Consider the following 25,116-nt stretch of genomic DNA (forward strand, 5'->3'; position numbering starts at 1 on the left):
CCCCGATCCGCGAAAGGCACCCATGACCGCCGCACCCACCGCACCGTCCGAACTGACCGACCCCCGCACCGGGCGGGCGCGCGGTACGGCCGTGCCCTCCCGGGAGGCGGAGGTGGCGGCCGCCGTCGCGGCGGCCCGGGGCGCCCTCCCCGGCTGGAGCGCGCTGACCCCGAAGGACCGCGCGCGCCGGCTGGACCGCCTCGCCGCCCTCGTCGAGGAGCACGCGGACCGTTACGCGGCCGCCGAGCAGGCGGGCACGGGCAAGCCCGCGGCGGAGACGGCGGGGGAGATCGAGCAGGTCGCGGACCTGTTCCGGTTCTACGCGTCGGCCGCGCGCACCCGGACCGCCCCGGCCGCGGGTCATCTGGTCGAGGGGCACGAGAGCTGGGTCCGCTGGGAGCCGATGGGCGTGGTCGGGGTGATCGTGCCGTGGAACTACCCGCTGCTGATGGCCGCCTGGCGCTGCGCTCCGGCCCTCGCGGCGGGCAACACGGTGGTGGCGAAGCCCGCCGAGACGACCCCCGACAGCCTGGAGCTCCTGGCGGAGCACGCGTCCCTGGCACTGGGCGCGGACGTGCTGCGGTACCTCCCGGGCGACCGGAAGACGGGCCGGCTCCTCGTGGAGTCCGGCGTGGACATGGTCGCGTTCACCGGCAGCGGCCGGGCCGGAGCCGATGTCGCGGCCCGGGCGGGGAGCCGCCGCGTCAGTCTGGAACTGGGCGGCAACGCACCGGCGATCGTCCTCCCGGACGCCCCCGCCGACACCTGTGCCTCGCTGGCGGAGGCGGCCACGTACAACGCGGGACAGAGCTGTGCGGCCCCGGCCCGGGTGATCACCCTCGCGGAGAACTACGAGGCCACTGTCGCCGGACTTGCGGCGGCCATGGGATCACGGCTGGCCGGCCGCGACTTCGGTCCGCTGAACAATGCGGACCAGACGGCCCGTTACGACGCCCTGGTCGCCTCCTCCGCCGCCAAGCGGAACGTCGCGGCCGACGTCTCCCCCGGCGTCGGCGAGGAGCGGGGCCACTGGCGCCCTGCCCGGCTGCTGGCGGACCTCCCGAACGACGACCCGGCCGTCACCGAGGAGGTGTTCGGCCCGCTCCTCACCGTGCAGCAGGCCCCGGACGTGGAGGCGGCCCTGGCCCTGGCGAACGGGGTCCCGCAGGCCCTCGGGGCGAGCGTGTGGACCGCCGATCTGGAAACGGGACTCGACCTGGTGGCCCGGCTGAACGCGGGCGAGGCATGGCTCAACTGCCACCTGGTGCAGACGGCCGAACTCCCGCACGGGGGCCGGGGAACGTCGGGCCACGGCACCGACCTGAGCATCCTGGCACTGCACGAGTACCAGCGGCCGAAGACCGTGACCGTGCGGGTCCCGCGGCGGCGGTGACCCGCCGCTGCCCCGCCCGGATCAGCCGAGGAAGTCCGTGACGAGTTCGGCGAAGGCCTCGGGGGCGAGGACCGTGACGCCCAGCTCCGCGGCCTTGACGGCCTTGGAGCTCGGCTTGCCGGTCGGGGACGGCGCGCAGACCAGGTAGGTGGTCCTGGAGTTGACGCTGCTGCCCGCCTTGCCCCCGGCCTTCTCGATCAGGGCGTTCATCTCGGAGCGGCCCAGCTTCTCCAGGGGCCCGCTCATCTTCCCGGTGACGACGACGGTCGCGGCCGCGAGCGGGCCGTCGCCCGCGGCCGCCGGCTGCTGGGGTTCCGTCATGTTGACCCCGGCCGCCGCCAGCTTGTCCATGACGGGGGCCAGGGCGGCCACCTGCTCGACGATGACCGGAGCCTTCTCCCCGCCGATGCCTTCGACTTCCTGCATCAGGACGGCGTCGGCCTGCCGGATGGCGTCCATCGTGCCGAAGTGCGCGGCGATCCGGCGGGACATGCTGCGCCCGGTTCCGAGCACGCCCAGGGCGCAGAAGACGCGGCTGAGCGGGCGGGACTTGGCGGCCTCGATCTGCTCCGCCAGCTTCGCCCCCCGCTTGGCGCTGCCGGAGGCCGTGGTGAGCTGCTCCTCGGTGAGGGTGAACAGGTCGGCGACGTCCGTGACGGCGCCGGCCTCGATGAGCGCGTTGACGTACGTCCTGCCGAGGCCGTCGATGTCGAGCATGTCGCGGCCGGCGGCGTACTCGATCAGTGCGGGGAGCGCGCAGGCGGTACCGCGGGCGCAGCGCCAGCGCTCCTGGCTCTTGTCTATCTCCCCCGCGCAGTTGGGACAGGCCGTGGGCAGCGGCACCTCCTGGGCACCGGCCGGGCGCAGTGCGGTGACGGCTGCCTGGACGCGGGGGATGATGTCGCCCGCCTTGTAGACCGTCACGGTGTCCCCGAGGTGGAGGTCGCGGCGGCGTATGTCGGCGGGATTGTGGAGGGTGGCACGGGTGACGGTGGATCCGTCGAGGTCCACGGGTTCCAGGACGGCCGTGGGGGCGAGGACTCCGGTCCGTCCCACTTCCCAGATGACGTCCGTCAGCACGGTCCGGCGCTCGACGGCGGGCAGTTTGAAGGCGATGGCCCAGTGCGGGAACCGGCTGCCGGAGCCGGCCGCGGCCTGCTCCGCCGCGTCGTTCGCCTTGATCACCACGCCGTCGATGCCGAACGGCAGGCTCGGGCGCAGTGCGGCGATCTCGTCGACCTTCTGCTGCGCCTCGGCGAGGGTCGCGACCACGTGGAGTCCCGCCGGTGTGGCGGCCGTGGTCCGTACGCCCGCCTCCGCCACGGCGGCGAGGAGTTCGGCGTGGGTGGCCCCGGCGGGTGCGAAGGCGGTGCCGTCGAGCTCGACCGCTCCGTACGCCCAGAAGGTCATCGCGAGCCGGTAGGGGCGGTCCTTGGCGCGCAGGGTTCCGGCCGTGCCGTTGCGGGGGTTGGCGAAGATCTGCGCGCCGTGTGCGGCGCGGACCTCGTTCGCGGTCTCGAACTGCTCGCGGGTGAAGAGGACTTCGCCGCGGACCTCGAAGGTGGCCGGGACGGGCAGCTGCTCGGGCAGGCCGTCGATGGTGCCCATGACGTGGCTGACGTCCTCGCCGCTGGCGCCGTCGCCCCGGGTGACGATCCGCTCCAGCCGGCCGGCCCGGTAGCGGGCGGCGACGGCCGCGCCGTCCATCTTCGGCTCGACGGTGAACCCGCCGGCGGGCTCGTGGCCCAGGCGGCGCTGGAGGGAGGCCCCCCAGGCGACGAGGCCGGCCGGGTCGAAGACGTTGTCGAGGCTGAGCAGGCGGGTGGTGTGCTCGACGTCGCCCGCCGGGGCGGCGCCGTCCCCGACCAGACCGGTCGGGGAGTCCTGGGCGGCCTCCTCCGGGTGGGCCTCCTCCCAGGACAGCACGGTCAGCCGGAGCCGGTCGTAGGTCGCGTCGTCCAGGGGGCTGTCACCGTCGCCGTAGTAGGCCCCGGAGGCCTCGCGCAGGCGGACGAGGGCGGCCTCGTACGCGCCGCGGCCGGACATGACGGACAGCGCCTCAGCGGCGGTGGTGTTGTTCATGGGCGTGATCTTCACCCATGGGTCTGACAACGGCCCGGTGCTCGGGCTCCGCTACTCGGTCCGCACGCTGCGGGCCCTGAGCACGAACGGCCGGGAGACGACGGTGACGACGACGGACACCGCTGCCAGCGCGGTGATCGCGATGGCGGGGGTGAGGTGTCCCGCGAGGCCTCCGGCGATGGCGGCTCCGATGCCCTGCCAGGTCATGCGGCCCGCGGACTCGACGCCCTGGACCTGGCCGCGCACCGGGTCGGGGGTCAGCTCGAGGAGCTGTTCCTGGAGCGGGAGGGTGGCGGCGAACCCGGCGCCGGAGACGAACACCGCTGCGGCCGCCACCAGTACGTGGGGGTGGAAGGCGAACAGCAGGTACGGGACGGCGAGCAGCAGGCGCAGGGCGAAGGCGTGGCGGCGGCGCTGGGCGGCGCTGAGGAACCGCCCTACGGCGAGGTCGCCGAGGAGCATGCCGGCCGATCCGGCGGCCAGGAAGACGCCCGCGTGTTCCGGGGCGTAGGAGATGAACAGGGCTTCGCAGCCGACGATCAGGCCGTTGGGGACCCAGAGGTTCAGCAGGAGTGCCCGGCCGCCGGGGTGGGAGAAGAGTTCGGCGTTCGTCCGCCAGGTCCGGCGCAGCCCGGGGCGGCGGGTCAGCCGGACGGAGCGTTCCCGGACGGTCGTCGCGACGACGGCCAGGCCGATTCCGGTCAGGGCGGCCGCGGTGGCGAAGAGGCCTTGCGGGGTCAGCCAGCGGAGCAGTGCGGCGCCCATGGCGTAGCCGAGTACGGCCGTTCCGCCCGAGGTGATGTTCATCAGCGAGCGTGCCGGGGCGTACGCGGTGGCGGGCAGGATCTCGGCGAGCAGCCCCATGCGGGTGCCGGTCCCGAGGGACTGGAAGAACCCCAGCAGCAGCAGGAGGGCGAAGCGGGCGGCCAGTGGCAGCCCGGGGATCGCCTGCGCCGCGACGCCTGCCAGCGAGATGCACTGGAGCACGACGAGGGTCCGGCGGGGGCGGCTGCCGTCGGCGACGGACATCAGCGTCAGGGCGCCGAGGACCGTCGCGAAGGTGGCGCCGTACATGCTCACGGCCGTCAGGAAGGGGGACCGGGTCTGGTCGTTGACCAGTGTGCCGAGCGCGAAGCCCGACAGGGTGCTCGCGGCGACCGTCAGCGTGAAGCCGGCGTACAGGCCGGCGAATTCACGGTTGCGGAGCAGGGCGCGGTAGCCGGTGGTGGGAGGCGGGGTGGTCGTGGAGGTGTCGGTAGGCATGAAAAAAGCCTCCGCACGCACCTTGTTGAGGTGGTGGCGAAGGCCGACGCGTTGATTCTAGCAGCCGGCCGGTTCCGGTCGTTCCGGGTGGGCGCCTCCCCACATCTATCCATCACCTGTGACATGTGAAATATTACCCGCGCTGCGGCTCACCGCCGGGCTCAATCCACCGAAAGGCGCCCCACGTTGCGCAGACTCGCTGCGGTGGGAGCGGCGATATCCCTCGCCGCCCTCACCCTCCTCTCCACACCCGCCCTCGCGGCCACCCCGCCGCCGGCCCCGCCCCTCGGCGGCCCCCGGGCCGAACACGCCGCCTCTCCACCGCCCGCCCCGCTCGAACTCCAGCGCCAGGCCCTGCGCCGCCAGGCCCTCGAAGACGTCGCGGCGGGCGGCGGCCCGGGCAGCGCCCTGCGCGCGGAGGCGGACGGCACCCTCCCCCGCACCGCGAAGATCGGCAAGCGGTACGTCGAACTCGCCCAGGAACGCAAGGACAAGGTCTTCGTCATCCTCGCCGAGTTCGGCGACCGGACGGACCCCCGCTTCGGCGGCACCCCCGGCCCCCTGCACAACACCATCGGCAAGCCCGCCCGGGACGACAACCACACCCTGTGGCGCAAGGACTTCGGACGGGACTACTACCAGCGGCAGTTCTTCTCCACCGAGCCCGGTTCGGCGTCCATGCGCGCCTACTACCGGCTCCAGTCCTCCGGCCGCTACGACATGGACGGCACGGTCTCCGACTGGGTCAAGCTCCCCTACAACGAGGCCCGTTACGGCACCGACAACTGCACCGAGTCCGGCCAGTGCCGCACCAACTGGGACATGATCCGCGACGCCACCGCCGCCTGGTACGACTCCGAGCGCGCGAAGGGCCGTACGCCCGAGCAGATCAAGGCGCAGCTCGCCGAGTACGACGTGTGGGACCGCTACGACGCCGACCACGACGGGAACTTCGACGAGCCCGACGGCTACCTCGACCACCTGGTCGTCGTGCACGCGGGCAAGGACCAGACCTGGGGCGGCGGGGCCCAGGGCAAGGACGCCGTGTGGGCGCACCGCTGGTTCGCGTACTGGAACCAGGCCGGCAGCGCGGGCCCGGAGGGCAACAAGGCGGGCGGCACCCCCGTCGGCGACACCGGCATCTGGGCCGGCGACTACCTCACGGGCGGCGAGAACAGCGGCGCCGGGCTGTTCTCGCACGAGTTCGGCCACGACCTGGGCCTGCCCGACCTGTACAGCTCGGACGGGGACAACAGCGTCAACTTCTGGTCCCTGATGTCCTCGGCCTCCTACCTCGGCAAGGGCCCGGGCACGACGGGTGAGTTCCCCGGCGACCTCGACCCGTGGAGCAAGCTCCAGCTCGGCTGGCTGGAGTACACGGAGGCCGACGCGGGCCGCAAGACGCGCGCCGTGCTGGGCGTGTCGGGCTACAACACCGAGGATCCGCAGGCCCTGCTGGTGCACCTGCCGCCCTCGGTGACCCGTACCGAGCTCACCGATCCCTACGAGGGCGCCGCCCAGTGGTGGAGCGGCACGGGCGACTTCATGGACAACACCCTCGGGCGCCCGGTGGACCTCACGGGGGCCGGCTCGGCCCGGCTGGACGCCCGGGTCTGGTACGACATCGAGCAGGACTTCGACTTCCTGACGGTGGAGGCCTCCACGGACGGCGGGGTGAACTGGGCTCCGCTGCCCGGCACCGTCGACGGGGCCGCCGTCCCGGCGAACGGCGTCTCCGGAACCTCGTCCGGCTGGCGGGAACTGAGCGTCCCGCTGGACCGGTTCGCCGGACGGAACGTCCAGGTGCGGCTGCGCGTGACCTCGGACGGCAACACGCACGGCAAGGGCGTCACCTTCGACGACCTGCGGATCACGGCGGACGGCCGGGAGCTGCTCCGCGACGGCGCGGAACGGGGCGCGAACGGCTGGACGGCCCAGAAGTGGTCGATCACGGAGGGCCGCACGGGCATCGCCCAGCACCCGCGCGCGTACTTCGCGGAGAACCGCCGCTACACGGGCTACGGCAGCCTGCTGAAGTCCGGGCCGTACAACTTCGGCTTCACCGGCGACAAGGTGGAGTTCTACCCGTACCAGCAGGGCGTGCTGGTCTGGCTCTGGGACACCGCCTACAGCGACAACACCACCAAGGCCCACCCGGGCGGCGGTCTGCTGCTGCCGGTCGACGCCCGTCCGGAGCCGCTGCGGTTCACGGACGGCACCCTGCTGAACGCGCGGGCCCAGACCTTCGACGCGCCGTTCTCCCTCCGGCCGAGTGAGCGGATCGTGCTGCACCGGGCGGGTGCCCCGGTGGTGATCCCGTCGCGGCCGGGAGTCGCGGTGTTCGACGACCGCCACGGCTCGTACTGGAACCCCGAGCTGCCGCAGCTCGGGGTCCGGGTCCCGGACACCGGTACCCGGATCACGGTCGAGAAGGAGGCCTCGGGCGGCTTCCTCACCACCCTCCAGGTCAGCCCTTCCCCCTGACCCCGGCTGCGGGGCCGGTGCGGACGACGCCTTCCACTCGTCCGCACCGGCCCCGGGAAGCCGGCCCCGGGAAGCCGGGTGCGGGAGGGCGTGTGCGGGAGGACGGTCAGAAGGGGCTTTCGCGGCCGCAGACGAGCGGCCACTTGTCGGCGGGGACGCCGCCGCACCACAGGCCCTCGTCGGCATTGGGCCGCCAGTTCTTCGTGCTGACCGTCAGGCACTCCCTGACCGGCGCGTACCGCGGGCAGCTGCCGTCCGCCTTCTTCAGGGTGTGCGCCCGGTAGGCGTCGATGCCCATGCTCGATTCCCCGGGCGAAGGCATGTACCGGTTGACGCTCCAGGACGCCCCCATCGTCGCGAACAGCGCGACGACGCACACCATGCCCGCGGCGACCTGCTGGACGACGCGGCGCGGGATGACCCGCGCCGGAGCGGGACCGCTCCGGCGCAGCGCGCGCTCGACCCACCCGGAGCCCCGCTGCACCAGGGCCATCACGCCCAGCACGGCCAGGACCATCAGGCAGTACATGATCAGCCAGGTGGTCCGCGGGTAGAGCTGCACGGCCTGCGCGCGCTCCATGTCCGAGGCCAGCGAGAACCGGAGCAGCCAGGCGGTGGCGAGCACGACCGCCGCCGCACGGGCCACGATGCTGCGCAGGGCGAGGCCGAGTCCGAGTCCCACCCCGAGCAGCAGCAGCAGCGCGAAGCCGCTCTGGCCGGCCATCTCGCCGGGGGCGGGCCAGTTCTCGTACGTCAGCGAGCCGGACCGGTCGCTCGCCCAGCCCAGGACGTACGCGGGGTCCGCGTACACCGAGAGGTAGGCGTACCGGTCGGGATACCCGGAGCCCAGCCGCACCATCTGGTGGAGCAGCGGGGCCCCGATGACGGCGGCGGTCGTCACGACGGCACTGACGAAGGCCAGGGCGCGCCCCCGTTGCACCGGCCCCTCGCGCCAGGGGAAGAGGAACAGGGCGAGCAGGGCGACGCCGGGCACGGACCACACGAACCAGCCCGCGTACCAGAGGAAGAGCGCCCCGAGGACCGCGCCGAGACCGGCTCCGCGCAGCAGCGCCGACTTCAGGCTGCGCTCCCCCGCACTGCGTATTTCGCGCAGGCAGTGCGCGAGCAGCGGCAGCAGCACGATCATCACGATGTGGCTGTACGGGCGGATCGGGTCGAGGAAGAGCACGGCCGACGGGACGGCGACGAGCAGCGCCCAGAAGGGGCGCAGCAGCAGCCGCCAGGCGAGGTACGCCATCGGCCCGGCCAGCGCGCTGAAGAGGATCTGCAGGTCGTGCAGGGAGTAGCCGGCCCCGCCCGTGCCGCCGTGACGCACCTTCGCCCACGCTGCGACCAGGAGCGGGAAGGCGGGCGGGTACATCCCGGACGGGCCCTCGCCGTGCAGGAACGAGTTGGCCATGGCGGTCAGGGCGCCGGCGTCGCCGTGCTTGCCGCCGAGCGGCGAGGGCGTACCGATGAGCGCGACGACGACGCCGCCCGCGATCACGCCCGTCGCCAGACCCGCCAGCGCCGCGCAGACCAGGCGCTTCACCAGCTGGTGACGGCGCGGCGAGCCGCGGTGGGCGGTGTACAGCAGGAGCGCGAGCAGCGGCAGGCCGATGACGGCCACGTACTGCTGGAGTTCGGCGAGGCCGCTGACCTGGCCGATGCGGTTCATCGGGTCGACGTCCACGTACCTGCTGAGGAGCGTGTAGCCGAGGGCGGCGGCCACGCTGACGACCACCTCGGCGAAGGCGGGTAACCGGCGCCCTGCGGCCCGGGAGGGCCGCCGTCCGCCGGTGGCCCTTCCCGGCTCGCCGTCCGCGCCGGCAGGTCGCCCGGGCGCCGTTCCCGCCCCTTGCACCAGCTCGAGCCCGGGGGCCGCGTTCCTCATGCCATCCGCTTCCGTCGACAGGTCACCGCGGTGAAGGTCTCGTGGTCTGTCGACCGGCGGTCGGTGTGCTCGCGGCGACGGAGGCGCACCCGCCCGTGTGTTGACCCCGGATCGTACGGAACCGGGGCGCCCGCCGCTGCAGATGCACGCATGTGAAGGGCGCGGCGTTGACGCCGCAACCTCACGGGAGCCACCGCACCGGGCCGGGACCACCTGGACGCCGCACGTCCGGCGGCCGTGGCCATCATGGACCGACAGGGCGACGTCGAGGGCGAGTTCACCCGACGGGGCGGGGAATTCTGGCGGAACCGCAGCACCCGGAGGACCCTGAAGGCATGGGCCGGGTCAATGACGAGGTCGAGGCGCTGCTGCAGGAGTACGCCGACCTGATCGCGATCAGCGGCGGGGACGCCTTCAAGGTGCGCGCCTACGAGAAGGCGGCCCGTTCCATCGGGGGCAGTCCGCTGGACGTCGCCGGGCTCGACGCGAAGGGGCTCAAGGAGATCCCGAACGTCGGCGCCTCGATCGCCGAGAAGGTACTGGACTACCTGCGCACCGGCCGTGTCCCGGCGATCGACGAGGTCAGGGCGGCGGTTCCGGCGGGGGTGCGGGAGCTGACCCGGATCCCGGGGCTCGGACCGAAGCGGGCCATGCTGCTCCACGAGCGCCTCGGGGTCTCCACGGTGGACCAGCTGCTCGACGCGATCCACGCGGAGCGGCTGCGTGACCTGCGCGGTTTCGGGGAGAAGAGCGAGGAGAACATCCTCGCCGGCATCGCGCTGATGCAGAAGGCGGGCAGCCGGATCCTGATCGGCGCCGCGACCGGGATCGCCGAGCAGATCACCGGCGAGCTGGCGTCGGTGCCGGGCGTCGTCCGGTGCGCGTACGCCGGGTCGCTGCGGCGGATGTGCGAGACCATCGGCGACATCGACGTACTGGTGGCGTCGGAGCGGCCGGCCCCCGTCATGGAAGCGCTCGTCGGTCTTCCGCACACGGCCGAGGTGATCGCGCACGGGCCGAAGAAGACCTCCGTGCGCACGACGAAGGGCCTCCAGGTGGACCTTCGGGTGCTGCCGCCCGCGTCCTGGGGCGCGGGCATGCAGTACTTCACCGGGTCCAAGGCGCACAACGTGCGCACCCGGGAGCTCGCGGTCCGCCAGGGGCTCAAGCTGTCCGAGTACGGGCTCTTCGACGCCGACAGCGGCGAGCGGCGGGCCGGCGCCACCGAGGAGGAGGTCTACGCCCGGCTCGGCCTGCCGTGGATCCCGCCGCCGCTGCGCGAGGACCGCGGGGAGATCGCGGCCGGGCTGCGGGACGAGCTGCCCGAGCTGGTGGAGGAGAAGGACCTGCGGGGCGACCTGCACACGCACACCGACCTCACCGACGGGCTGGCCCCGCTGGAGGAGATGGTGGCAGCCGCGGCCGCGCGCGGGTACGCGTACTACGCGGTCACCGACCATGCCCCGAACCTGTACATGCAGCGGATGACCGACGAGAAGATCCTGGCCCAGCGGGAGCGGGTGCGCGCCCTGGACCGGACGCACCGCGGGATGCGGCTGCTGCACGGCACGGAGCTCAACATCGGGCCCGACGGGGAGCTGGACTGGCCCGACGAGTTCCTGGCCGGGTTCGACCTGTGCGTGGCCTCGGTGCACTCGCACTTCGGGCTGGACCGGCGGGCGCAGACCCGCCGGCTGGTGCGGGCCTGTGAGAACCCGTACGTGCAGGTCATCGGTCACCCCACCACGCGCCGGATCGGCCGCAGGCCGGGCATCGAGGCCGACTTCGACGAGGTGTTCCGGGCCTGCGCACGGACCGGAACGGCCCTGGAGATCAACGCGCACCCCGAGCGGCTCGACCTGTGCGACGAGGACATCCTGCGGGCCAAGCGCTTCGGCGTGCGCTTCGCGGTCGACTCCGACGCGCACTCCCCGACGCACCTGCCGTACGTGCGCTACGGGGTGGGCACCGCCCAGCGGGGCTGGCTGACGAAGGACGACGTCGTCAACACCTGGCCGCTGACCCGGCTGCGCAGGTTCCTGCGCGCCTGAATCCCCGCCGGATGTGACCGAACGGCCCGGGGCCCTGTACTAAGTGCAGTGTGAAGGAAAAGTCCCACGCCCCGACCGTCCGGATATTCATCGCGCTCGCCCCGCCCGACGACGCCAAGCAGGAGCTGGAGCAGGCACTGCGCCCTGCCTACGAGGCGTACCCGCGCATGCGGTGGAACCGGATCGAGGACTGGCACATCACTCTGGCGTTCCTCGGGGAGCTCCCGGTGGCGGCCGCGTCCCTGCTGCGCCCGCCGCTGGCGGAGCTCGCGGCGGCCCGCCGGCCCCTGCGGCTGGCGCTGCGCGGCGGCGGCCACTTCGACGAGCGGGTGCTGTGGACCGGCATCGACGGGGACCTCGAAGGGCTGCACCTCCTCTCCGACGAGGTGCGCGCCCTGGTCAAGGAGTGCGGCATCCCCTTCGAAGGCCGCCCGCTGCGCCCCCACCTGACGCTGGCCCGCTCCCGCCGGAACGAACCGCTCCATGCGGTGGAGGCCGCCGCCGGACTCGCCGCGTTCACCGGCCGGCCGTGGCCGGCGCAGCGGCTGCACCTGGTCGGCAGCAACATCGGCCGCGGCCCGGGACCGATCCACTACCGCGACATCGAGGCCTGGGACTTCGGCGGCGACTTCGCCTGCGCGCACTGAAGCCCGGTCCGGCCGCGGTCAGGCAGCCGGCCTCCTGCGTCCTGCGAGGCCGGTGCTGAGGGCGAGGAGGACCACCGCGCACACGCCGGCCGTCCACGGCGAGGTCCCGCCCTCCGCCGCCGGGGACACCCGGCGCCCGGGGTCGTAGGAGACCCGGATCTCCGCGCCCGCCTCGGCCTCGGGCCCGTCCTTGAGTTCCGCCGGGTAGCCGCCGGGGCAGTCCAGCGCGAGGCGGTAGACGGTCTTCGAGGCAGGACCTTCGCCCTGGGACTCCTGGTTCCTGGCCTGTACGTCCCGTACGACGCAGGTGGCGACCTCGCCGCGCGCTGTCGTCTGGTCGGCGGTCGCCACCGCCGCCAGCAGCCCCAGCGCGAGGAACAGGGTCCCGAAGAAGCCGCCGCTGCCTCCTACGCGTACGAAGTACACCGCGCACGCGGCGAGGAGCAGGACCCCGACGCCCGCCACCGTGACGGTGACCGACGGCGCCGAGGCTGCCGTGAAGCACCAGGAGGTCCAGGCGAGGACGGCCGCTGCCGCGGCGCCCGGCAGGGCCGCGACCGGCCCCCACTCCTTCGGCTGTAGCTCTGACATGGACACCACCCCCCGCAGGGGGACGCCCGCCGCCCCTCCCCCGGTTTCAGGGGTGCGTCAGGTGGTCGGCGAGAGCCGGGACGGCGTCGGCGGGTCGCCGGGGGCGGGGGCGCCGTAGGTGGTGGCCAGGGCGCTGCCAGCCCGCCAGGCCTGCCAGTCCAGGTTCCAGTCGCCGATGCCGTTGCCGAAGGGCTCCATGCGCGGTCCCCCGCTGTTGACCACCTCGACGATGTCGCCTTCGCGGACCGTCTCGAAGAACCAGGCGGCGTCCTCGGTGCTCATGCCCGTACATCCGTGGCTGACGTTCTCCTGCCCCTGGGCCTCCACGGACCAGGGCGCGGCGTGCACGTACTCGCCGCTCCAGGTCACCCGGGTCGCGTACTGGACGGGCAGGTCGTAGAACTCGCTCGTGCCGCGTTTGATGCCGACGGAGTCCCCGCGCATCCGCACCTTCGGTTCCTTGCCGAGGACGACCTTGACGCCGGCGCGGGTCCTGAATCCGGCCTTGCCCGTGGTGACCGGGATCGTCCTGATGATCCGTCCGTTGCGGCGCACCGTCATCGTGTGCGCGGCGGAGTCGGTGACCGCCTCGATCCGGTCGGCGACGGTGAACTCCACGCCGTCGGAGGGGCCGCCGTAGCGGCCCCCGCCGATCTCGACCCCGTCGAGGCCGCTGCGGACGCTCACCGTGGTGTGGGCGGGCCAGTAGCTGCGGGGGCGGTAGTGCAGGGTCGTCTCGTCGACCCAGTGCCAGGCGCCCTCGACGTGGGGGTGGGAGGTCACCTGGAGTGCCTGCTCGACCCGGCTGCGGGCCAGGCCGTCGGCGGCCGGCACGGGGTGGCTGAGTTCCGCCGTCACGATCTCCCCGGCGCCGTAGGTCCCCTCGCGCGGCCCGAACTCCGCGGTCAGCCGCCCTCCTTCGGCGGGCGGGGCGGTCCGGAACTCCAGGGTCACGCCGACGGCGGTCCCTGCCGGGTCCTGTGCGCCGACCCGTACGGTGTAGGACTCCCCGGCCCGCAGCGACTCCATGTTCACCCAGCGCCGGCCGCCCTCGGCCAGGGTGCCCGCGAGGTGGCGGCCGTGCCCGTCCGTGACGGACACGTCGGTCAGGACCCCCTGCCCCGGTTCGGCCACGGAGATCTCCAGCGGTCCGCCGGCGTGCGTCCCGCGCGCGACCCGGCGGGACGCTCCGCCGAGGGCCGGCGGGGGCACCACGGCCCCCTGCCCGCCGACGGTGGCCACTACCCGCTCCTGGCGCCAGCCCCGGCACATGCCCGGCCGGAAGACCTCCACCGCGCACTGCTCGCCCCCGGGGCGGACGGCCTCGCGGCCCTCGTCCAGGACCCGGCCCACCAGCAGGCCGACCGAAGCGGCCCCGGGCGCGCGGCGCCCTTCGTCCGCCCCGGGCCCCTGGCCGGGCGCGGCCGCCCCGATCATCAGCAGCACGCTCGCGCCTGCACCCGCCACCACCATCCGTGTCCGTCGCGCCCGCCGCATGACCACACAACCCTCCCTGAACCGCTTCAGCCCGGAGACGGCATCAAAACGGACAAGACGTCAGAACGATGATCACCAACTCGGATGTGCAGCCGAACGAGACCCCGAACTCAACCCGCACGGACCACGGCGTCGACCTCGACGAGCCAGGCGGGATCGATGAAGCGGGACACCTCCACGAACGTGGTCACGGGCGCCGCGCCAGCCACGGCCACCTGGTTCCCGATGCGCACCGCACGGGAGAAGCCGATCTCCGGTTCGAGGGGTGATCCTGAGCTGACGGTCTGACGTGTGTTCTGCATCGCGCCATGACGCCGGAGCGGCAACCGGGGCCCGCAGCCGCGGGCCCTCCGCGGGCGGGGCCTCCGCGGAACGGGCCGTCCTCGGAACGGGCCCTCCTCGGGCGGGCCTTCCGCGGGCGCGGACCCTCCGCGCTGCGGGCGCGGAACCCTCGCATCGCGGGCCCGGTCGGCCGGGTCTAGGCTGGTGAGACTGCCTTGCCTTTGTCCTTTACACGACAGGAGGCACGCCGTGAGGCCGACGCACGAACGACTTCGCCGGGCCTGTGTGGCGGCCGCCGCCGCGGGCCTGCTCGTCCTCCCCGCCAGCGCGGGATCGGCGTACGGAGCGGCGACACCGGCGCCCTCCGCCCCCACCGCTTCCTCCCCGTCGCCCACGCCGGACGGCGGCTCCGGGTTCCCGCAGCTCACGCCCGCCGTCGCGGCGCAACTGGACACCGCCGTGCAGAAGGTGCTGCGCGAAACCCAGGTGCCGGGTGTGGTCGTCGGCCTGTGGGCCCCGGGCAAGGGCAGCTACGTCCGGACCTTCGGCGTCGCGGACAAGGCCACCGGTGCTCCCATGGAGACCGACTTCAACTTCCGGATCGGCAGCGAGACGAAGACGTTCACCGTCACCGCACTGCTCGAACTCGTCGACCAGGGCAAGCTCGCCCTGGACGACCCGATCGGCAAGTACATAGAGGGCGTTCCGAACGGGTCCCGCATCACCCTGCGCCAACTCGCAGGCATGCGAAGCGGGCTGTACAACTACAGCGAGGACCCCACCTTCAACAAGGAGCTCACCGCCGGCCCCGACAAGTACTTCCCGCCGCGGCAGTTGCTGGCCTACTCCTTCAAGCATCCCGTGCAGTTCGAACCGGGCGCGCAGTTCGACTACAGCAACACCAATCTGATCCTGCTCGGGCTCGTCGTGGAGAAGATCGGGAAGAAGCCGCTCAGCGAGTTCATCCGGCAGGAGGTACTGGAGCCGGCCGGGCTGCGCCGCACGGCATTTCCCGTCGACGCGAGCTTCCCCGACCCCCACCCGCAGGGCTACACCGACCAGTCGGCGACCGGCAAGGTCGTGATCTCGACCGACTGGAACCCCTCCTGGGCCTGGGCCGCGGGCGCGATGATCTCCGATCTGCTGGACCTGCGCAGCTGGGCGCGCACCCTCGCCACCGGTTCCCTGCTGACGCCCGCCACGCAGGCCGAGCGGCTGAAGACCACCCCGATGGACATCCCCGGTGCCGGGTACGGGCTGGGCATCTTCGACGTCCAGGGCTGGATCGGCCACAACGGCTCGCTGCCCGGGTACGAGTCGCTGACCATGTATCTGCCGCAGTACCAGGCGACCTTGGTCGTCCTCCTCAACACGGACATCCTGGCCGACGGCCAGGAGCCCAGCACGCTCTTCGGCGAGGCGATCACGAGCATCGTGACCCCCGACCACGTGTACCCCGGCCACAAGCCGACGGAGCCCAAGGCCGGTTGAGGTCAGGCGGCCGTTGCGGTGGTGACCACCAGGGGCGGCCGCGCCCGTTCCGCCGTCCAGGCGCGGCTGCGGACGAGTTCGGGGTCGGCGACCGTGAGGGCCTCCTCCACCGTCGGGCGGTGCTGGACGATGTCGCGGAAGCGGGCGCTTGCCAGCAGGGCCGGGTAGAGGTCGGCCGGCCATGCGTGGTTGCGCACCTCCTGCCAGGTCCCGTCCGTCCGCCGCAGCCCCACGGCGACCGGGGCTCCCGGCGCGTACGCCGTGCCCGGTGCGGGTTCGGCGATCCGCAGGGAGGCGTACTCGATGCCGGAGCACGCGGGGTCGGTGGTCAGCAGGACCAACGGGGCCCCGGGGCGCAGGAGTCGGCGGATCTCCGCGAACACCGCGAGCAGGGCCTCCCGGGTCGGCAGCGAGGCCAGGACGTGGTTGCACATCACCGCGTCCGCGCAGCCGTCCGGCAGGCCGGTCGTACGCCCGTTCTCGACGAGGTGGTACTCCGCCACCGCGGTCCCCGAGGCGCGCGCGAGCTCCAGCATCTGCGGGGAGGTGTCGACGCCCAGCACGCGTGCGCCGAGCCGGCGGGCGGCCTCGTCGGCGACCCTGCCCGGTCCGCAGCCGTAGTCCACGAGGACCGACCCGGGGCCGATGCGCCGCGACAGCGACCGGAAGACGAAGGGATATCCGAGGAGCCGGTCGGTGGCCCCCTCGACGGCCGCGAAGGCGCGCGCCCCCTCGCTTCCCGACCAGTCCGTGACCCGTTCGGTGCCGTCCCGTCCAGCGCCCTGCCCGCTGCCGTCCTGTCCCGTGCCCTGCGAGGAGTCGCTCACGGGCCCACTATCGGCCCGGCGCCGCGTCCGCGGGCGGTGCGACACGAAGTGCCCGGTGCGGGGTGCGGATCACGTAGTCTCGGCGGATGGCGAAGTACTTCGACGTGCACCCTGAGAATCCTCAAGCGCGCACCATCAGCAACGTGGCAGACAGCATCCGCTCCGGCGCGCTCGTCGCGTACCCGACGGACTCCTGTTTCGCTCTGGGATGCCAGCTCGGCAACCGTGAGGGCGTGTCCCGGATCCGCTCGATCCGCAACCTCGACGACAAGCACCACTTCACCCTGGTGTGCCAGAACTTCGCTCAGCTGGGCCAGTTCGTGCAGATCGACAACAACGTGTTCCGCGCGATCAAGGCGGCGACGCCCGGTCCGTACACCTTCATCCTCCCGGCCACGTCGGAGGTGCCGCGCCAGCTGCTGCACCCGAAGAAGAAGACCGTCGGCGTCCGCATCCCCGACCACGTCGTCACGCAGGCCCTGCTGGCGGAGCTCGGCGAGCCGCTGCTCTCCAGCACCCTCCTGCTGCCCGACGAGGACGAGCCGATGACCCAGGGCTGGGAGATCAAGGAGCGGCTCGACCACGTGGTGGACGCGGTGGTCGACTCCGGCGACTGCGGCACCAGGCCGACCACGGTCATCGACTTCTCCGGCGGCGAGGCGGAGATCGTGCGCCGCGGGGCGGGCGACACCTCCCGGTTCGAAGCCGAATAATCGTTCCGGCCGCGCGGTCGCGCCCACTACGATCACCGCGTGACGCATACCCCGGCCGGCACCACCGCCCTGGTCCTCGTGGACCTCATGCCCCGCATCATCGCCCTGCCGGTCGCTCCGCATTCCGGCGAGGAGGTAGCGGCCCGCTGTGCGCGACTGGCCGGGGCGTTCCGCGCCGCGGGGCGCCCGGTGGTGCTGGTGCGCGTAGAGCGGCCGGGCGTAACGGAGCAGCCGCCCGGCAGCGGTCTGATGGAGGGCCTCGCGCGCCCAGGTGACATCGAGATCGTCAAGCGGACGGTCGGCGCCTTCCACGCCACCGGCCTGGACGAGAAGCTCCGGGCGCTCGGCGTCGGCCGGCTCGTGCTGGCCGGGCTGGTGACGACGATGGGCGTGGAGTCCACCGCACGCGCGGCGAGCGACCACGGCTACGAGGTCGAGTTCGTCGAGGACGCGATGTCCGCATTCGCCGCCGACGAGCACGAGTTCGCGGTGCGCAGGATCTTCCCGCGGTTCGGCGAGGTGCGTGACACGGCCTCGTACACGGGTGCCGTCGGGGCCGGCGGAGCCGGATAGCGCGGCCGCCGGCTACAGCGGCGTGCCGGATTCGTTGGCGCGCTTGACCGCGGCCAGGCCCTCGGGGGTCCAGCCGCCGTCGCCCGCGATGTAGCCGAGGTCGAGCCAGCGCTTGAACTGCTGGAGGGCGATGACCGGATCGTCCGCGTACTCGATCTTGTTCGGGTTGAACCAGCCGGCCTTCCGGAGCCGGGCCAGCTCATCACCTGCCACGGTCGGGTCGTCACTGAGCGCGACCTGCGGCCTGTCGCCCTTGGGGGCTTTGGGGGTGGCCGCCGTCGCGGCGGGCGTCCGGGTGACGGCCGGGGACGGTGCGGCGGGCGAAGAGACAGCGGACGAGGGAGCAGCCGGCGAGGAGGAGGAGGAGGAGGAGGAGGAGGAGGAGGGCTGCGTGGCGAGGCTCGGGCCGGCCCCTCCGGCCTCCTGGCCGTTCTTCCCGCACGCTGCCGTGGCGAGGAGGGCCAGGCCTACGGCGGCGGTGGCGAGCACCACCTTGAGCTTCGGGTATCGCATCGTCATGTCTTCCCCTGATGGGTGCGGATGACCGGTGCCGAACGGAACGGCACTGAACGGAACGGACCTTACTGTCTGCGCCCCCGTCCGGCCGCCAGGCCCGCCCCGGCGGGGCGGGGCCGCGGAGGGCCGGCAGGACCTCCCGCTCGGGGGCGGTTCCGGCCGCGTTGCCGGCGACCGGCCCAAAGGGGCGGAACAGCCCGCACTCCGGGTCGCGCTTCTCCACCGCCGCGCCGTCGCGGCGGCCCGGCGCGCCGTCCCGAGGTCGCGTGGCGCTCTTCACGGTCGCAGCATGGAAGGAGGCCCGGGTCCGTCCGGGTTGCCCGGCGTGTACGGGTGAGGAGGCCGGAGATGGCCGCTGACCAGTCCGTTCCGTCGGCCGCTGGTTCCGGCGCGGGGGACGTGGCACTCGCGGCGGGCGGCCTGCTGGACGTGCTGGGGGTCGCGGCGATCGTCCTGGACAGTGAGGGGCGCATCACTCTGTGGAGTCCCCAGGCCGAAGAACTGTTCGGTTACACGGCGCAGGAGGCCTGGGGCCGGTACGCGGCGCAGCTGCTGGTCGACGAGCGGCACCGGGACGTGGTGCTGGACCTGTTCAGCCGCGTCATGGCGGGCGACGGTGCGTGGGCCGGGGCCTTCCCCGTACGGCGCCAGGACGGAGCGAGCGTCCTGGTGGAGTTCCGCAACATGCGGCTGGAGGCCGACAGCGGCACCGTCTTCGCGCTGGGGCTCGCCTCCGACCGGGCCACGCTGCGCCGGGTCGAGCGGGACCTGGCGCTCTCGCTGCGGCTGGTCGACCAGTCGCCGATCGGGCTGGCCGTCCTGGACACCGACCTGCGGTACGTGCTGGTCAACCCGGCGCTGGAGCGCATCAACGGGGTGCCGGCCGAGCAGCACCTGGGGCGGCGGATCACTGAGGTCCTCCCGTTCCTGGACGGGGAGGGCCTCGAGGCGGCGATGCGCGAGGTCATGCGCACCGGCGTGCCCCTGCTCGACGACTTCACCACCGGGCGGATCTCCCCGGACGCGGAGGGCGAGCACGCCTGGCTGTCGTCGATGTACCGGCTGGAGGACCAGGCGTCCCAGGTGATCGGGGTCGCCGTCTCGGTCGTGGACGTGACCGAGCAGCACATGGCCGCCGTGTCCGCGGCCCATGCCCGCCGCCGTCTGTCGTTGATCGCGGACGCGTCGGTCCGCATCGGCACCACCCTCGACCTGGACGTGACCGCCCGCGAGCTCGCGGACGTGGCGGTCCCCGAGGTCGCCGACGTCGCCGCCGTGGACATCCTCGACACCGTTCTCGCGGGGCCCCGTCCGGGCGAGGGCGCGGACGGGGAGGCCGTACGGTTCCGGGCGCTGGCGGTGAAGACGGCCTACCCGACCCCGGCCCAGGAGGCGGCCGACCCCGTCGGGGACGTGGCCCTGTACGGTCCCACCCGGCTGGTGTCGCGCTGTGCGAGCACGGGCCGCCCGGTGCTGGTCCCGCACGTACGGCCGGAGGACCTGCCGCGCATCGCCCGCGACGAGAACGCGGTGCGGCTGCTCGCCGAGGCGGGTGTCCACTCCTACCTGGCGGTGCCGCTGATCGCGCGCGGCCAGGTGCTCGGCGCGCTGGACCTCAAGCGCGCCCGCAACCCGGAGCCGTTCGGCCCGGACGACGTGCTGCTGGCCTCCGAACTCGCCGCACGCGCAGCCGTCTCCGTGGACAACGCCCGCTGGTACCAGCACCAGCGGCACACCGCGCTCGCCCTCCAGCGCCACCTCCTGCCACAGCACCCCCCGTCGGCCGTGGGGCTGGACATCGCCTACCGCTACCAGCCGGCCGGCGCGGCGGACGAGACCGGCGGCGACTGGTTCGACGTCGTCCCGCTCGCCGAGGAGCGCACCGCGCTGGTCGTCGGGGACGTGATGGGCAGCGGCATCAACGCGGCGGCCACCATGGGCCAGCTGCGCACGGCCGCCCGCACGCTGGCCCGGCTCGGGCTGGAGCCGGCCACGGTCCTCAGCCACCTCGACGAGGTCACCGCCGACGTGGGCGACGCCATGGCGACCTGCATCTACGCCGTCTACGATCCGCACACCCGGCTGTGCCACATCTCCAACGCCGGGCACCTGCCGCCGGTCCACCTCCGTGCGGGGCAGCCGCAGATCGTGGAGCTGGAGACGGCGGTGCCGCTGGGCGTGGGCGGCGTCCCGTTCAACACGACCACCATCACCCTCGCCCCCGGCGACGGACTGGTCCTGTACACCGACGGGCTCGTAGAGACCCGCGACCAGGACATCTACACCCGCATCCAGACCCTCGCGGACCTGCTCGCGGGCCCGCACCGCCCGATCGAGGAGACCTGCGACCTCCTCCTCGGGGCCCTCCGGCGCCCCGACACCCATGACGACGTGGCCCTGCTCATCGCCCGTACCCACGGGCCGGAGGCCCCGTGAGGCCGCTCTACCGGGCCTGCCAGGGGAACGGGGTCAGGTCGGGCTCGGCCCAGCCGGTCCGGGCGTGCGGCGCGGCCAGCGTCGCGGGGCGGTAGAAGCGCTCCGGCAGGTGCTTGTCGAGGAGGGCGGGGTGGCGGTCCGCGAAGGCATCGAAGTCGTCCTCGCCCGTCTCGGCCGCGTGGTGGGCGATCAGTTCCGTCCAGGCCCGGGTGAGCGTGCAGTGGTACTTCTCCGGTGCTCCCGCCCGGGTGGCGGTGCGCCGGATGCCCTCGTCGAGCAGGCCGAGCGCCGCGGGCATCCCGAAGCGGCGTACCGCGAGCCAGGTCAGGTGGACGTGTTCGCGGTGGCCGAAGCGTCCCGCCGACGCGGTGACCCCGGCCAGCAGCTCGTCGAACGCGGCGGCCGGGTCCGTCCCGTCGGTCTTGGCGGTCGTGGTGGTCATGCGGACACCTCGGTCAGGGCTTGCAGGGCGGCGCGCAGGCCAGCCAGTGCTTCGGGGGGCAGGCCGTCGAGCGCGCGGTGTTCCAGGGCCGTGATGGTCTCCCGGATGGTGGCGGAGGCCGCCCGGCCGGAGTCGGTGAGCTCGACGAGTACGGCGCGGCGGTCTCCCGGCCGGGAGCCGCGGGTGATGTGCCCGCGCCGTTCCAGGCGGTCGAGCACGCTGGTCAGCGTGGTGGGCCGGGTGCCGACGGCGGCGCCGAGTTCGGAAACGGTCCGGCTGCGGCCGTCCGCCAGGTTGGCCAGCGCGTTGATCTCGGACGCGGTCAGGTCCAGGTCGGCGAGCTCCGCGGCGAGCACCTGGAGGGTGGCGTGCGTGGCCCGCTGGAGCGCGAGGAGGGCCGACCAGTCGGGTGCCACGAATTCGGAATGCATAATTTCGGACTATACGATTTCGTACCATGTGCTGCAAGCGAGCACCGGTGCGCCGGTATGCGCGCCCGCGGGCCCGGGGTATGACGCCGGCATCCCCAGCGCGAAAGGACTGCCGTGGCCACTCAGCTTCTCGCCCGGCTCGTACGACAACTCGAGCGGCGCACCGGCAGGGGGCGCAGCGCCGTCGTCTTCACCGCCGATTTCGGCTCGGCCTCCCAGTGGGTCGCGGGCCGCTCCTGGGCCTATCCGAACGGGGGCCCCACCAACCCCGGCGACAACAAGCTCGACCACCTGGTCGCGGACCCCTCGTACAGCCGCACCGGCACGTTCCTGGCCACCCGCCGGACGGACGGCAACTGGGACGCCGGCCTGCTGACCACCGAGGGCAGCGAAGAGGGGTTCATGGTCCGGACCGGCGACGTGCTGGAGACCCGGGTGCGGCTGCCCGCCGAGCTCGGGGCCTGGCCGGCGGTCTGGACGTGGCGGGACGGCGGCAACGAGGTGGACGTCTTCGAGTACCACCCCGACAACCCCGACCTGCTCGAACTCTCCAACCACGTGCGAGGGGGACAGCGCTACCACCGGGACCCCGCCGTCGCCCCCGGCGGCTGGGTGGACCTGAAGGTGGAGTTCGGTGCGCGCTCGGTGGTGTGGTGGGTCGACGGCACCCGGGTCTTCGCCGACCGCCGGGGCGTGGGGCGGAGCTGGCGGGCGTACCTGATCGTCAACCTCTCCGTGTGCGCCGGGCGTTACCACCCGGCGCCCGACCCGGACGTGTCGCGCATGTCCTTCGAGGTGGCGCACCTGCTCGTCCGGCGGCCGTAGGGACGGCCTAGGAGGCGGCGGTGGCGCAGGCCTCGTGTCCCCAGCGGCTGCCGTTCTTGGCGATCATGTCGCCTGCGGCGTAGGGCTTCCCGCAGGGGCAGCTGCCGGGGAACTTCGCCTTGATCGCCCGGGACGCGCGGCCCGTGGAGCCCCCTGCCGCCGTGCGCTTCTTCGGTGCGGCCGCCTTGCGGCGCGCGGGTGCGACCGGTGCGGGTACCGGCATGTCCGCGTGCCCGTGGGCCGTGCCGGCGGCCTGCTGGCTGACGGCCGCGTCGCTGGCGGCCTGGTCGGCGATGGCGTTCAGGTGGTCGCCGTCCTCCTGGTGGGCGGGGACGTAGAGGAACGTGACGTCGCGGTCGGCGAGCAGTGCGTCGATGCTCTCGACGAGTTCGCGGTTGGCGACGGGCTGGCCCGAGGAGGTCTTCCAGCCGTTGCGCTTCCAGCCCGGGAGCCACTGCGTCACGGCCTTCATCGCGTACTGCGAGTCCATCCGCACCTGCATCGACGTCCCGGGAGCGACCGCCTCCAGGACGCGCTGGAGAGCGGTCAGCTCCCCCACGTTGTTGGTGGCCCGGCCCAGCGGACCGGCCTCCCAGCGCTCGGGGCGGCCCTGGGGATCGGCGATGACCCATCCCCATCCGGCGGGGCCGGGATTACCTTTCGCCGCTCCGTCACAGGCGGCAATGATGCGTTCGGACATCCCCCGATCATGCCGCATCCGAACGGGGTCCCGGCTCCCGGCCCGGGCGGGGTCGGGTCCTGTACGGGTCCGGGACCGCCGACGATCACCACGCCCTCCCCCGGCCCCGGGCCCCTGCTCGTCCGAGCCACGGCGGGAAGCACCCGGTCCACACGAAACCCCCGCTCGTCGGCTGTCAGGGGCGCTGGGCATCGCGGAGCCGGTCGACCTGTCCGCCGTTGAGTTGGGCCACGGTCAAAGGTGCAACCGGTGCTTTGTCCGGCGTCGCCGACGCCGATCCGCCAGGGGTATCCGGCGCCGGTCCCGCGTCCGCCGACGGCGCAGGCGCCGGCGCGTCTCACGGAGAGAAGAAGGTGACGAGGAACTCCACACGGCGGTTGAGTTTGCGATCGCTCTCGGAGGCAGGGTTGAGCCGCTCCAGCTTCGCTGCGCCGCAGGGCACGGTGAACAGCGAAGTGCGATGGAGGTCTGCCGGAGTCGCTGGTGGTGTCTGCCCGTCATCGATGAGCAGCTGCCGGATTTCCTGGAAGACCCAGTCCTTGGCGCTCTCGGCACGTTTGGTGGAGGCGCTCAGTTCGTTGGCACGGCGCTGGTCGGCGGTGAGTCCCGCGGTGTCGTCACGGTCGGAGTGACCGACGACGGTGATCACGCAGTGGATGGTGCCGAACTTCTCGGCCTTGGCTCCGCTGAGAGGAGCCTTCTCGATGTCGTCCTGCTCACTCTGCGGCTTGGTGGCGAACAGTTCTGCGAAGCCGTACTTGCCGGCCGCGAACCCTCGTACGGGGGTTACCACATCCGACTTGGGCATGATTCTTTCCTCTTCAGGTGGTCCCCCGGCGGCCCGCCATCCGCCGGGGCGGGGTTCGATCCTCTGCTTGCGTGGGCCGGCCCGTTGCGCCGCGGGCCCGTCGGCTGCGCAGAGGGGATGGTTCTCCCCGGCCGCCCGAATGCGGCGACCGGGGAGAACCGTTTCCTAGACCGGGCCGAGCCACGTGCACGGCTCGCCGGACGGGCAGCTCCAGCCCCTGCCGTCCCAGCTGTCCGGGGCGGGCGGGTCCCCAACGGCGTAGCCGAAGGTGGACTTGGGCGGGGGCTCCTCAACCAGGAAGCCCTCCAGGATCTCTTCGGAATCCTCCTTCTCTTTGTAGTAGTAGACCCGCACCCGCTTCATGTAAGGCTGGTACGTGTCCCAGCGGCGCTCCACCGTCCCCAGCACGGGGAGCTCGAGCCGGGCGCCCGAGTCTTCGGCGCTCGCTTCGGACCTGTCGTTCATGCCTCCCTCCTTTCAGGAACGCGTCGGCGGCTGCGGAAGACCCCGCCGCCGACACGCGGTCTCACCGGCGGAGGAGGCCGCCGACCGTGCTAGCGACCAGGGGCAGCAGCCAGGCGAAGTCCGCCTCAACACCTGCGCCGTTCTCGGTGCCTGCGGCCTTCGGTGCCGTGGGCGTGCGGTCGACCGCCGGTGCCTGGAACGGCGTCCGCAGAACGGCCGACGGGGCCGCTCGCTGTGTGAGTTCCTCGTACATGTCCCTTTCCTTTCATCCAGCGGCCAGGCCCTACCAGTTGGTGATGTGGGCCATGCCGCCCTTGGAGTAGGGCTGGATCAGGTGCCAGGGGAACAGATTCGCCTCGGCACCCGTCACCGCGGCGTCGGCGCGTGCCGGAGCGGTGGTGCTCCGGTCGACCGCGGGCACCTGGAACGGCGCCTGCAGGAGGGCCGACACGTCGGCCGGGGGTGACGGATCCTTGTTCATGTCCGTGTCCTTTCCTTGCGGAGCCGCGGCATTAGGACCGGCTGGAAAGCCAGGCGTCCAGCATTCCCTTGGCTCCATGGCCGATCAGGGTCCAGGGCACATCCCAGTTGGCCTCGACTCCGGTTGAGCCGGTGCCGGTGCGTGCCGGGGTGGCAGAACTCCGGTCGACCGCGGGAGCCTGGAAGGGCGTCCGCAGGGTGACGGACGACGTAGCACTCTGAGGG

At 72.9% G+C, this 25,116-nt stretch carries 24 protein-coding genes; 9 read left to right on the top strand and 15 right to left on the bottom strand.

All coding sequences use genetic code 11. From position 1 onward, the window contains the following. The first annotated feature begins 22 nt into the window (after positions 1-22). Positions 23-1,393: an aldehyde dehydrogenase family protein gene (locus ACIGFK_RS16990; protein WP_376659986.1), complete on the top strand. Its 1,371-nt coding sequence runs from the start codon at positions 23-25 to the stop codon at positions 1,391-1,393. Positions 1,394-1,414: 21 nt separating this feature from the next. Here the strand turns inward: ACIGFK_RS16990 and ligA are convergent, their stop codons facing one another. Then, on the bottom strand, positions 1,415-3,475 hold the full coding sequence (ligA, locus tag ACIGFK_RS16995) for an NAD-dependent DNA ligase LigA (protein ID WP_376659987.1): 2,061 nt from the start codon (positions 3,473-3,475) through the stop codon (positions 1,415-1,417). A 51-nt stretch (positions 3,476-3,526) separates the two neighbouring features. Beyond that, complete coding sequence (locus ACIGFK_RS17000) at positions 3,527-4,738, bottom strand: hypothetical protein (protein ID WP_386469377.1); 1,212 nt, start codon at positions 4,736-4,738, stop codon at positions 3,527-3,529. 186 nt (positions 4,739-4,924) lie between these two features. Between ACIGFK_RS17000 and ACIGFK_RS17005 the strand changes: the two genes are divergently transcribed. Further along, positions 4,925-7,222, top strand: a complete 2,298-nt coding sequence (locus tag ACIGFK_RS17005) for an immune inhibitor A domain-containing protein (protein ID WP_400052397.1) — start codon at positions 4,925-4,927, stop codon at positions 7,220-7,222. Positions 7,223-7,328: 106 nt separating this feature from the next. On the opposite strand, the gene ACIGFK_RS17010 is transcribed toward ACIGFK_RS17005, so the two are convergent. Then, positions 7,329-9,116, bottom strand: coding sequence for a hypothetical protein (locus ACIGFK_RS17010; protein ID WP_400052400.1), 1,788 nt, complete (start codon positions 9,114-9,116; stop codon positions 7,329-7,331). 335 nt (positions 9,117-9,451) lie between these two features. Between ACIGFK_RS17010 and polX the strand changes: the two genes are divergently transcribed. Continuing rightward, the gene (gene polX, locus ACIGFK_RS17015; RefSeq protein ID WP_376658954.1) at positions 9,452-11,167 is read left to right on the top strand and encodes a DNA polymerase/3'-5' exonuclease PolX; all 1,716 of its coding nucleotides are present in this window, start codon (positions 9,452-9,454) and stop codon (positions 11,165-11,167) included. A gap of 50 nt (positions 11,168-11,217) precedes the next feature. Beyond that, positions 11,218-11,814: an RNA 2',3'-cyclic phosphodiesterase gene (thpR, locus tag ACIGFK_RS17020; protein WP_376658955.1), complete on the top strand. Its 597-nt coding sequence runs from the start codon at positions 11,218-11,220 to the stop codon at positions 11,812-11,814. Between the two features lie 18 nt (positions 11,815-11,832). Here the strand turns inward: thpR and ACIGFK_RS17025 are convergent, their stop codons facing one another. The 3 genes from ACIGFK_RS17025 to ACIGFK_RS17035 form a co-directional block, all read right to left on the bottom strand. Then, a complete protein-coding gene (locus ACIGFK_RS17025; RefSeq protein WP_376658956.1) occupies positions 11,833-12,405 on the bottom strand; it encodes a hypothetical protein in 573 nt (190 codons plus the stop codon). 57 nt (positions 12,406-12,462) lie between these two features. Continuing rightward, positions 12,463-13,872 carry an Ig-like domain-containing protein gene (locus ACIGFK_RS17030; protein ID WP_386469359.1) on the bottom strand — a complete coding sequence of 470 codons (1,410 nt, stop codon included), beginning with the start codon at positions 13,870-13,872 and terminating at the stop codon, positions 12,463-12,465. 140 nt (positions 13,873-14,012) lie between these two features. Then, positions 14,013-14,204 carry a hypothetical protein gene (locus ACIGFK_RS17035; protein WP_376658958.1) on the bottom strand — a complete coding sequence of 64 codons (192 nt, stop codon included), beginning with the start codon at positions 14,202-14,204 and terminating at the stop codon, positions 14,013-14,015. Between the two features lie 229 nt (positions 14,205-14,433). Here ACIGFK_RS17035 and ACIGFK_RS17040 point away from each other — a divergent pair, with 229 nt between their 5' ends. Beyond that, on the top strand, positions 14,434-15,675 hold the full coding sequence (locus tag ACIGFK_RS17040; protein WP_376658959.1) for a serine hydrolase domain-containing protein: 1,242 nt from the start codon (positions 14,434-14,436) through the stop codon (positions 15,673-15,675). Positions 15,676-15,677: 2 nt separating this feature from the next. Here ACIGFK_RS17040 and ACIGFK_RS17045 read toward each other — a convergent pair whose 3' ends face one another. Further along, complete coding sequence (locus tag ACIGFK_RS17045; protein ID WP_376658960.1) at positions 15,678-16,502, bottom strand: class I SAM-dependent methyltransferase; 825 nt, start codon at positions 16,500-16,502, stop codon at positions 15,678-15,680. A gap of 86 nt (positions 16,503-16,588) precedes the next feature. Here ACIGFK_RS17045 and ACIGFK_RS17050 point away from each other — a divergent pair, with 86 nt between their 5' ends. Together ACIGFK_RS17050 and ACIGFK_RS17055 are read left to right on the top strand one after the other, a co-directional pair. Next, the gene (locus tag ACIGFK_RS17050) at positions 16,589-17,215 is read left to right on the top strand and encodes an L-threonylcarbamoyladenylate synthase (RefSeq protein WP_376658961.1); all 627 of its coding nucleotides are present in this window, start codon (positions 16,589-16,591) and stop codon (positions 17,213-17,215) included. 39 nt (positions 17,216-17,254) lie between these two features. After that, entirely contained in the window at positions 17,255-17,788 is a 534-nt protein-coding gene (locus ACIGFK_RS17055) for an isochorismatase family protein (protein ID WP_376658962.1), read from the top strand. A gap of 12 nt (positions 17,789-17,800) precedes the next feature. Here ACIGFK_RS17055 and ACIGFK_RS17060 read toward each other — a convergent pair whose 3' ends face one another. Continuing rightward, complete coding sequence (locus ACIGFK_RS17060) at positions 17,801-18,307, bottom strand: hypothetical protein (RefSeq protein ID WP_400052405.1); 507 nt, start codon at positions 18,305-18,307, stop codon at positions 17,801-17,803. 345 nt (positions 18,308-18,652) lie between these two features. On the opposite strand from ACIGFK_RS17060, the gene ACIGFK_RS17065 reads away from it, so the two are divergent. Continuing rightward, positions 18,653-20,740, top strand: a complete 2,088-nt coding sequence (locus ACIGFK_RS17065) for a SpoIIE family protein phosphatase (RefSeq protein WP_376658964.1) — start codon at positions 18,653-18,655, stop codon at positions 20,738-20,740. 7 nt (positions 20,741-20,747) lie between these two features. Here ACIGFK_RS17065 and ACIGFK_RS17070 read toward each other — a convergent pair whose 3' ends face one another. Beyond that, positions 20,748-21,182 (bottom strand): hypothetical protein, encoded by a 435-nt coding sequence (locus ACIGFK_RS17070; protein ID WP_400052407.1) that lies wholly within the window; start codon positions 21,180-21,182, stop codon positions 20,748-20,750. Next, complete coding sequence (locus ACIGFK_RS17075) at positions 21,179-21,613, bottom strand: MarR family winged helix-turn-helix transcriptional regulator (RefSeq protein WP_376658966.1); 435 nt, start codon at positions 21,611-21,613, stop codon at positions 21,179-21,181. Before ACIGFK_RS17075 ends, ACIGFK_RS17070 begins: the two co-directional genes overlap by 4 nt. Positions 21,614-21,727: 114 nt before the next feature. Between ACIGFK_RS17075 and ACIGFK_RS17080 the strand changes: the two genes are divergently transcribed. Beyond that, entirely contained in the window at positions 21,728-22,438 is a 711-nt protein-coding gene (locus ACIGFK_RS17080) for a beta-glucanase (protein ID WP_376658967.1), read from the top strand. A gap of 7 nt (positions 22,439-22,445) precedes the next feature. On the opposite strand, the gene ACIGFK_RS17085 is transcribed toward ACIGFK_RS17080, so the two are convergent. The 5 genes from ACIGFK_RS17085 to ACIGFK_RS17105 form a co-directional block, all read right to left on the bottom strand. Beyond that, entirely contained in the window at positions 22,446-23,138 is a 693-nt protein-coding gene (locus ACIGFK_RS17085) for a ribonuclease H (protein WP_376658968.1), read from the bottom strand. A gap of 337 nt (positions 23,139-23,475) precedes the next feature. Next, positions 23,476-23,946, bottom strand: coding sequence for a hypothetical protein (locus ACIGFK_RS17090; protein WP_376658969.1), 471 nt, complete (start codon positions 23,944-23,946; stop codon positions 23,476-23,478). A 165-nt stretch (positions 23,947-24,111) separates the two neighbouring features. Then, positions 24,112-24,411, bottom strand: a complete 300-nt coding sequence (locus ACIGFK_RS17095) for a hypothetical protein (RefSeq protein ID WP_376658970.1) — start codon at positions 24,409-24,411, stop codon at positions 24,112-24,114. A gap of 61 nt (positions 24,412-24,472) precedes the next feature. Further along, entirely contained in the window at positions 24,473-24,664 is a 192-nt protein-coding gene (locus ACIGFK_RS17100; RefSeq protein ID WP_376658971.1) for a hypothetical protein, read from the bottom strand. A gap of 30 nt (positions 24,665-24,694) precedes the next feature. Further along, entirely contained in the window at positions 24,695-24,892 is a 198-nt protein-coding gene (locus tag ACIGFK_RS17105) for a hypothetical protein (protein ID WP_376658972.1), read from the bottom strand. Positions 24,893-25,116: the final 224 nt, after the last annotated feature.

This window comes from Streptomyces sp. NPDC085524 (assembly GCF_044541755.1).
Taxonomy (GTDB): Bacteria; Actinomycetota; Actinomycetes; order Streptomycetales; family Streptomycetaceae; genus Streptomyces.

Coding starts and splice junctions, on each gene's coding strand:
- ligA (WP_376659987.1), bottom strand. CDS start 3,475: ATGAACAACACCACCGCCGCTGAGGCGCTGTCCGTCATGTCCGGCCGC.
- ACIGFK_RS17025 (WP_376658956.1), bottom strand. CDS start 12,405: ATGTCAGAGCTACAGCCGAAGGAGTGGGGGCCGGTCGCGGCCCTGCCG.
- ACIGFK_RS16990 (WP_376659986.1), top strand. CDS start 23: ATGACCGCCGCACCCACCGCACCGTCCGAACTGACCGACCCCCGCACC.
- ACIGFK_RS17085 (WP_376658968.1), bottom strand. CDS start 23,138: ATGTCCGAACGCATCATTGCCGCCTGTGACGGAGCGGCGAAAGGTAAT.
- polX (WP_376658954.1), top strand. CDS start 9,452: ATGGGCCGGGTCAATGACGAGGTCGAGGCGCTGCTGCAGGAGTACGCC.
- ACIGFK_RS17050 (WP_376658961.1), top strand. CDS start 16,589: ATGGCGAAGTACTTCGACGTGCACCCTGAGAATCCTCAAGCGCGCACC.
- ACIGFK_RS17090 (WP_376658969.1), bottom strand. CDS start 23,946: ATGCCCAAGTCGGATGTGGTAACCCCCGTACGAGGGTTCGCGGCCGGC.
- ACIGFK_RS17105 (WP_376658972.1), bottom strand. CDS start 24,892: ATGAACAAGGATCCGTCACCCCCGGCCGACGTGTCGGCCCTCCTGCAG.
- ACIGFK_RS17010 (WP_400052400.1), bottom strand. CDS start 9,116: ATGAGGAACGCGGCCCCCGGGCTCGAGCTGGTGCAAGGGGCGGGAACG.
- ACIGFK_RS17000 (WP_386469377.1), bottom strand. CDS start 4,738: ATGCCTACCGACACCTCCACGACCACCCCGCCTCCCACCACCGGCTAC.
- ACIGFK_RS17065 (WP_376658964.1), top strand. CDS start 18,653: ATGGCCGCTGACCAGTCCGTTCCGTCGGCCGCTGGTTCCGGCGCGGGG.
- ACIGFK_RS17060 (WP_400052405.1), bottom strand. CDS start 18,307: ATGACGATGCGATACCCGAAGCTCAAGGTGGTGCTCGCCACCGCCGCC.
- ACIGFK_RS17075 (WP_376658966.1), bottom strand. CDS start 21,613: ATGCATTCCGAATTCGTGGCACCCGACTGGTCGGCCCTCCTCGCGCTC.
- ACIGFK_RS17100 (WP_376658971.1), bottom strand. CDS start 24,664: ATGTACGAGGAACTCACACAGCGAGCGGCCCCGTCGGCCGTTCTGCGG.
- ACIGFK_RS17095 (WP_376658970.1), bottom strand. CDS start 24,411: ATGAACGACAGGTCCGAAGCGAGCGCCGAAGACTCGGGCGCCCGGCTC.
- ACIGFK_RS17070 (WP_400052407.1), bottom strand. CDS start 21,182: ATGACCACCACGACCGCCAAGACCGACGGGACGGACCCGGCCGCCGCG.
- ACIGFK_RS17035 (WP_376658958.1), bottom strand. CDS start 14,204: ATGCAGAACACACGTCAGACCGTCAGCTCAGGATCACCCCTCGAACCG.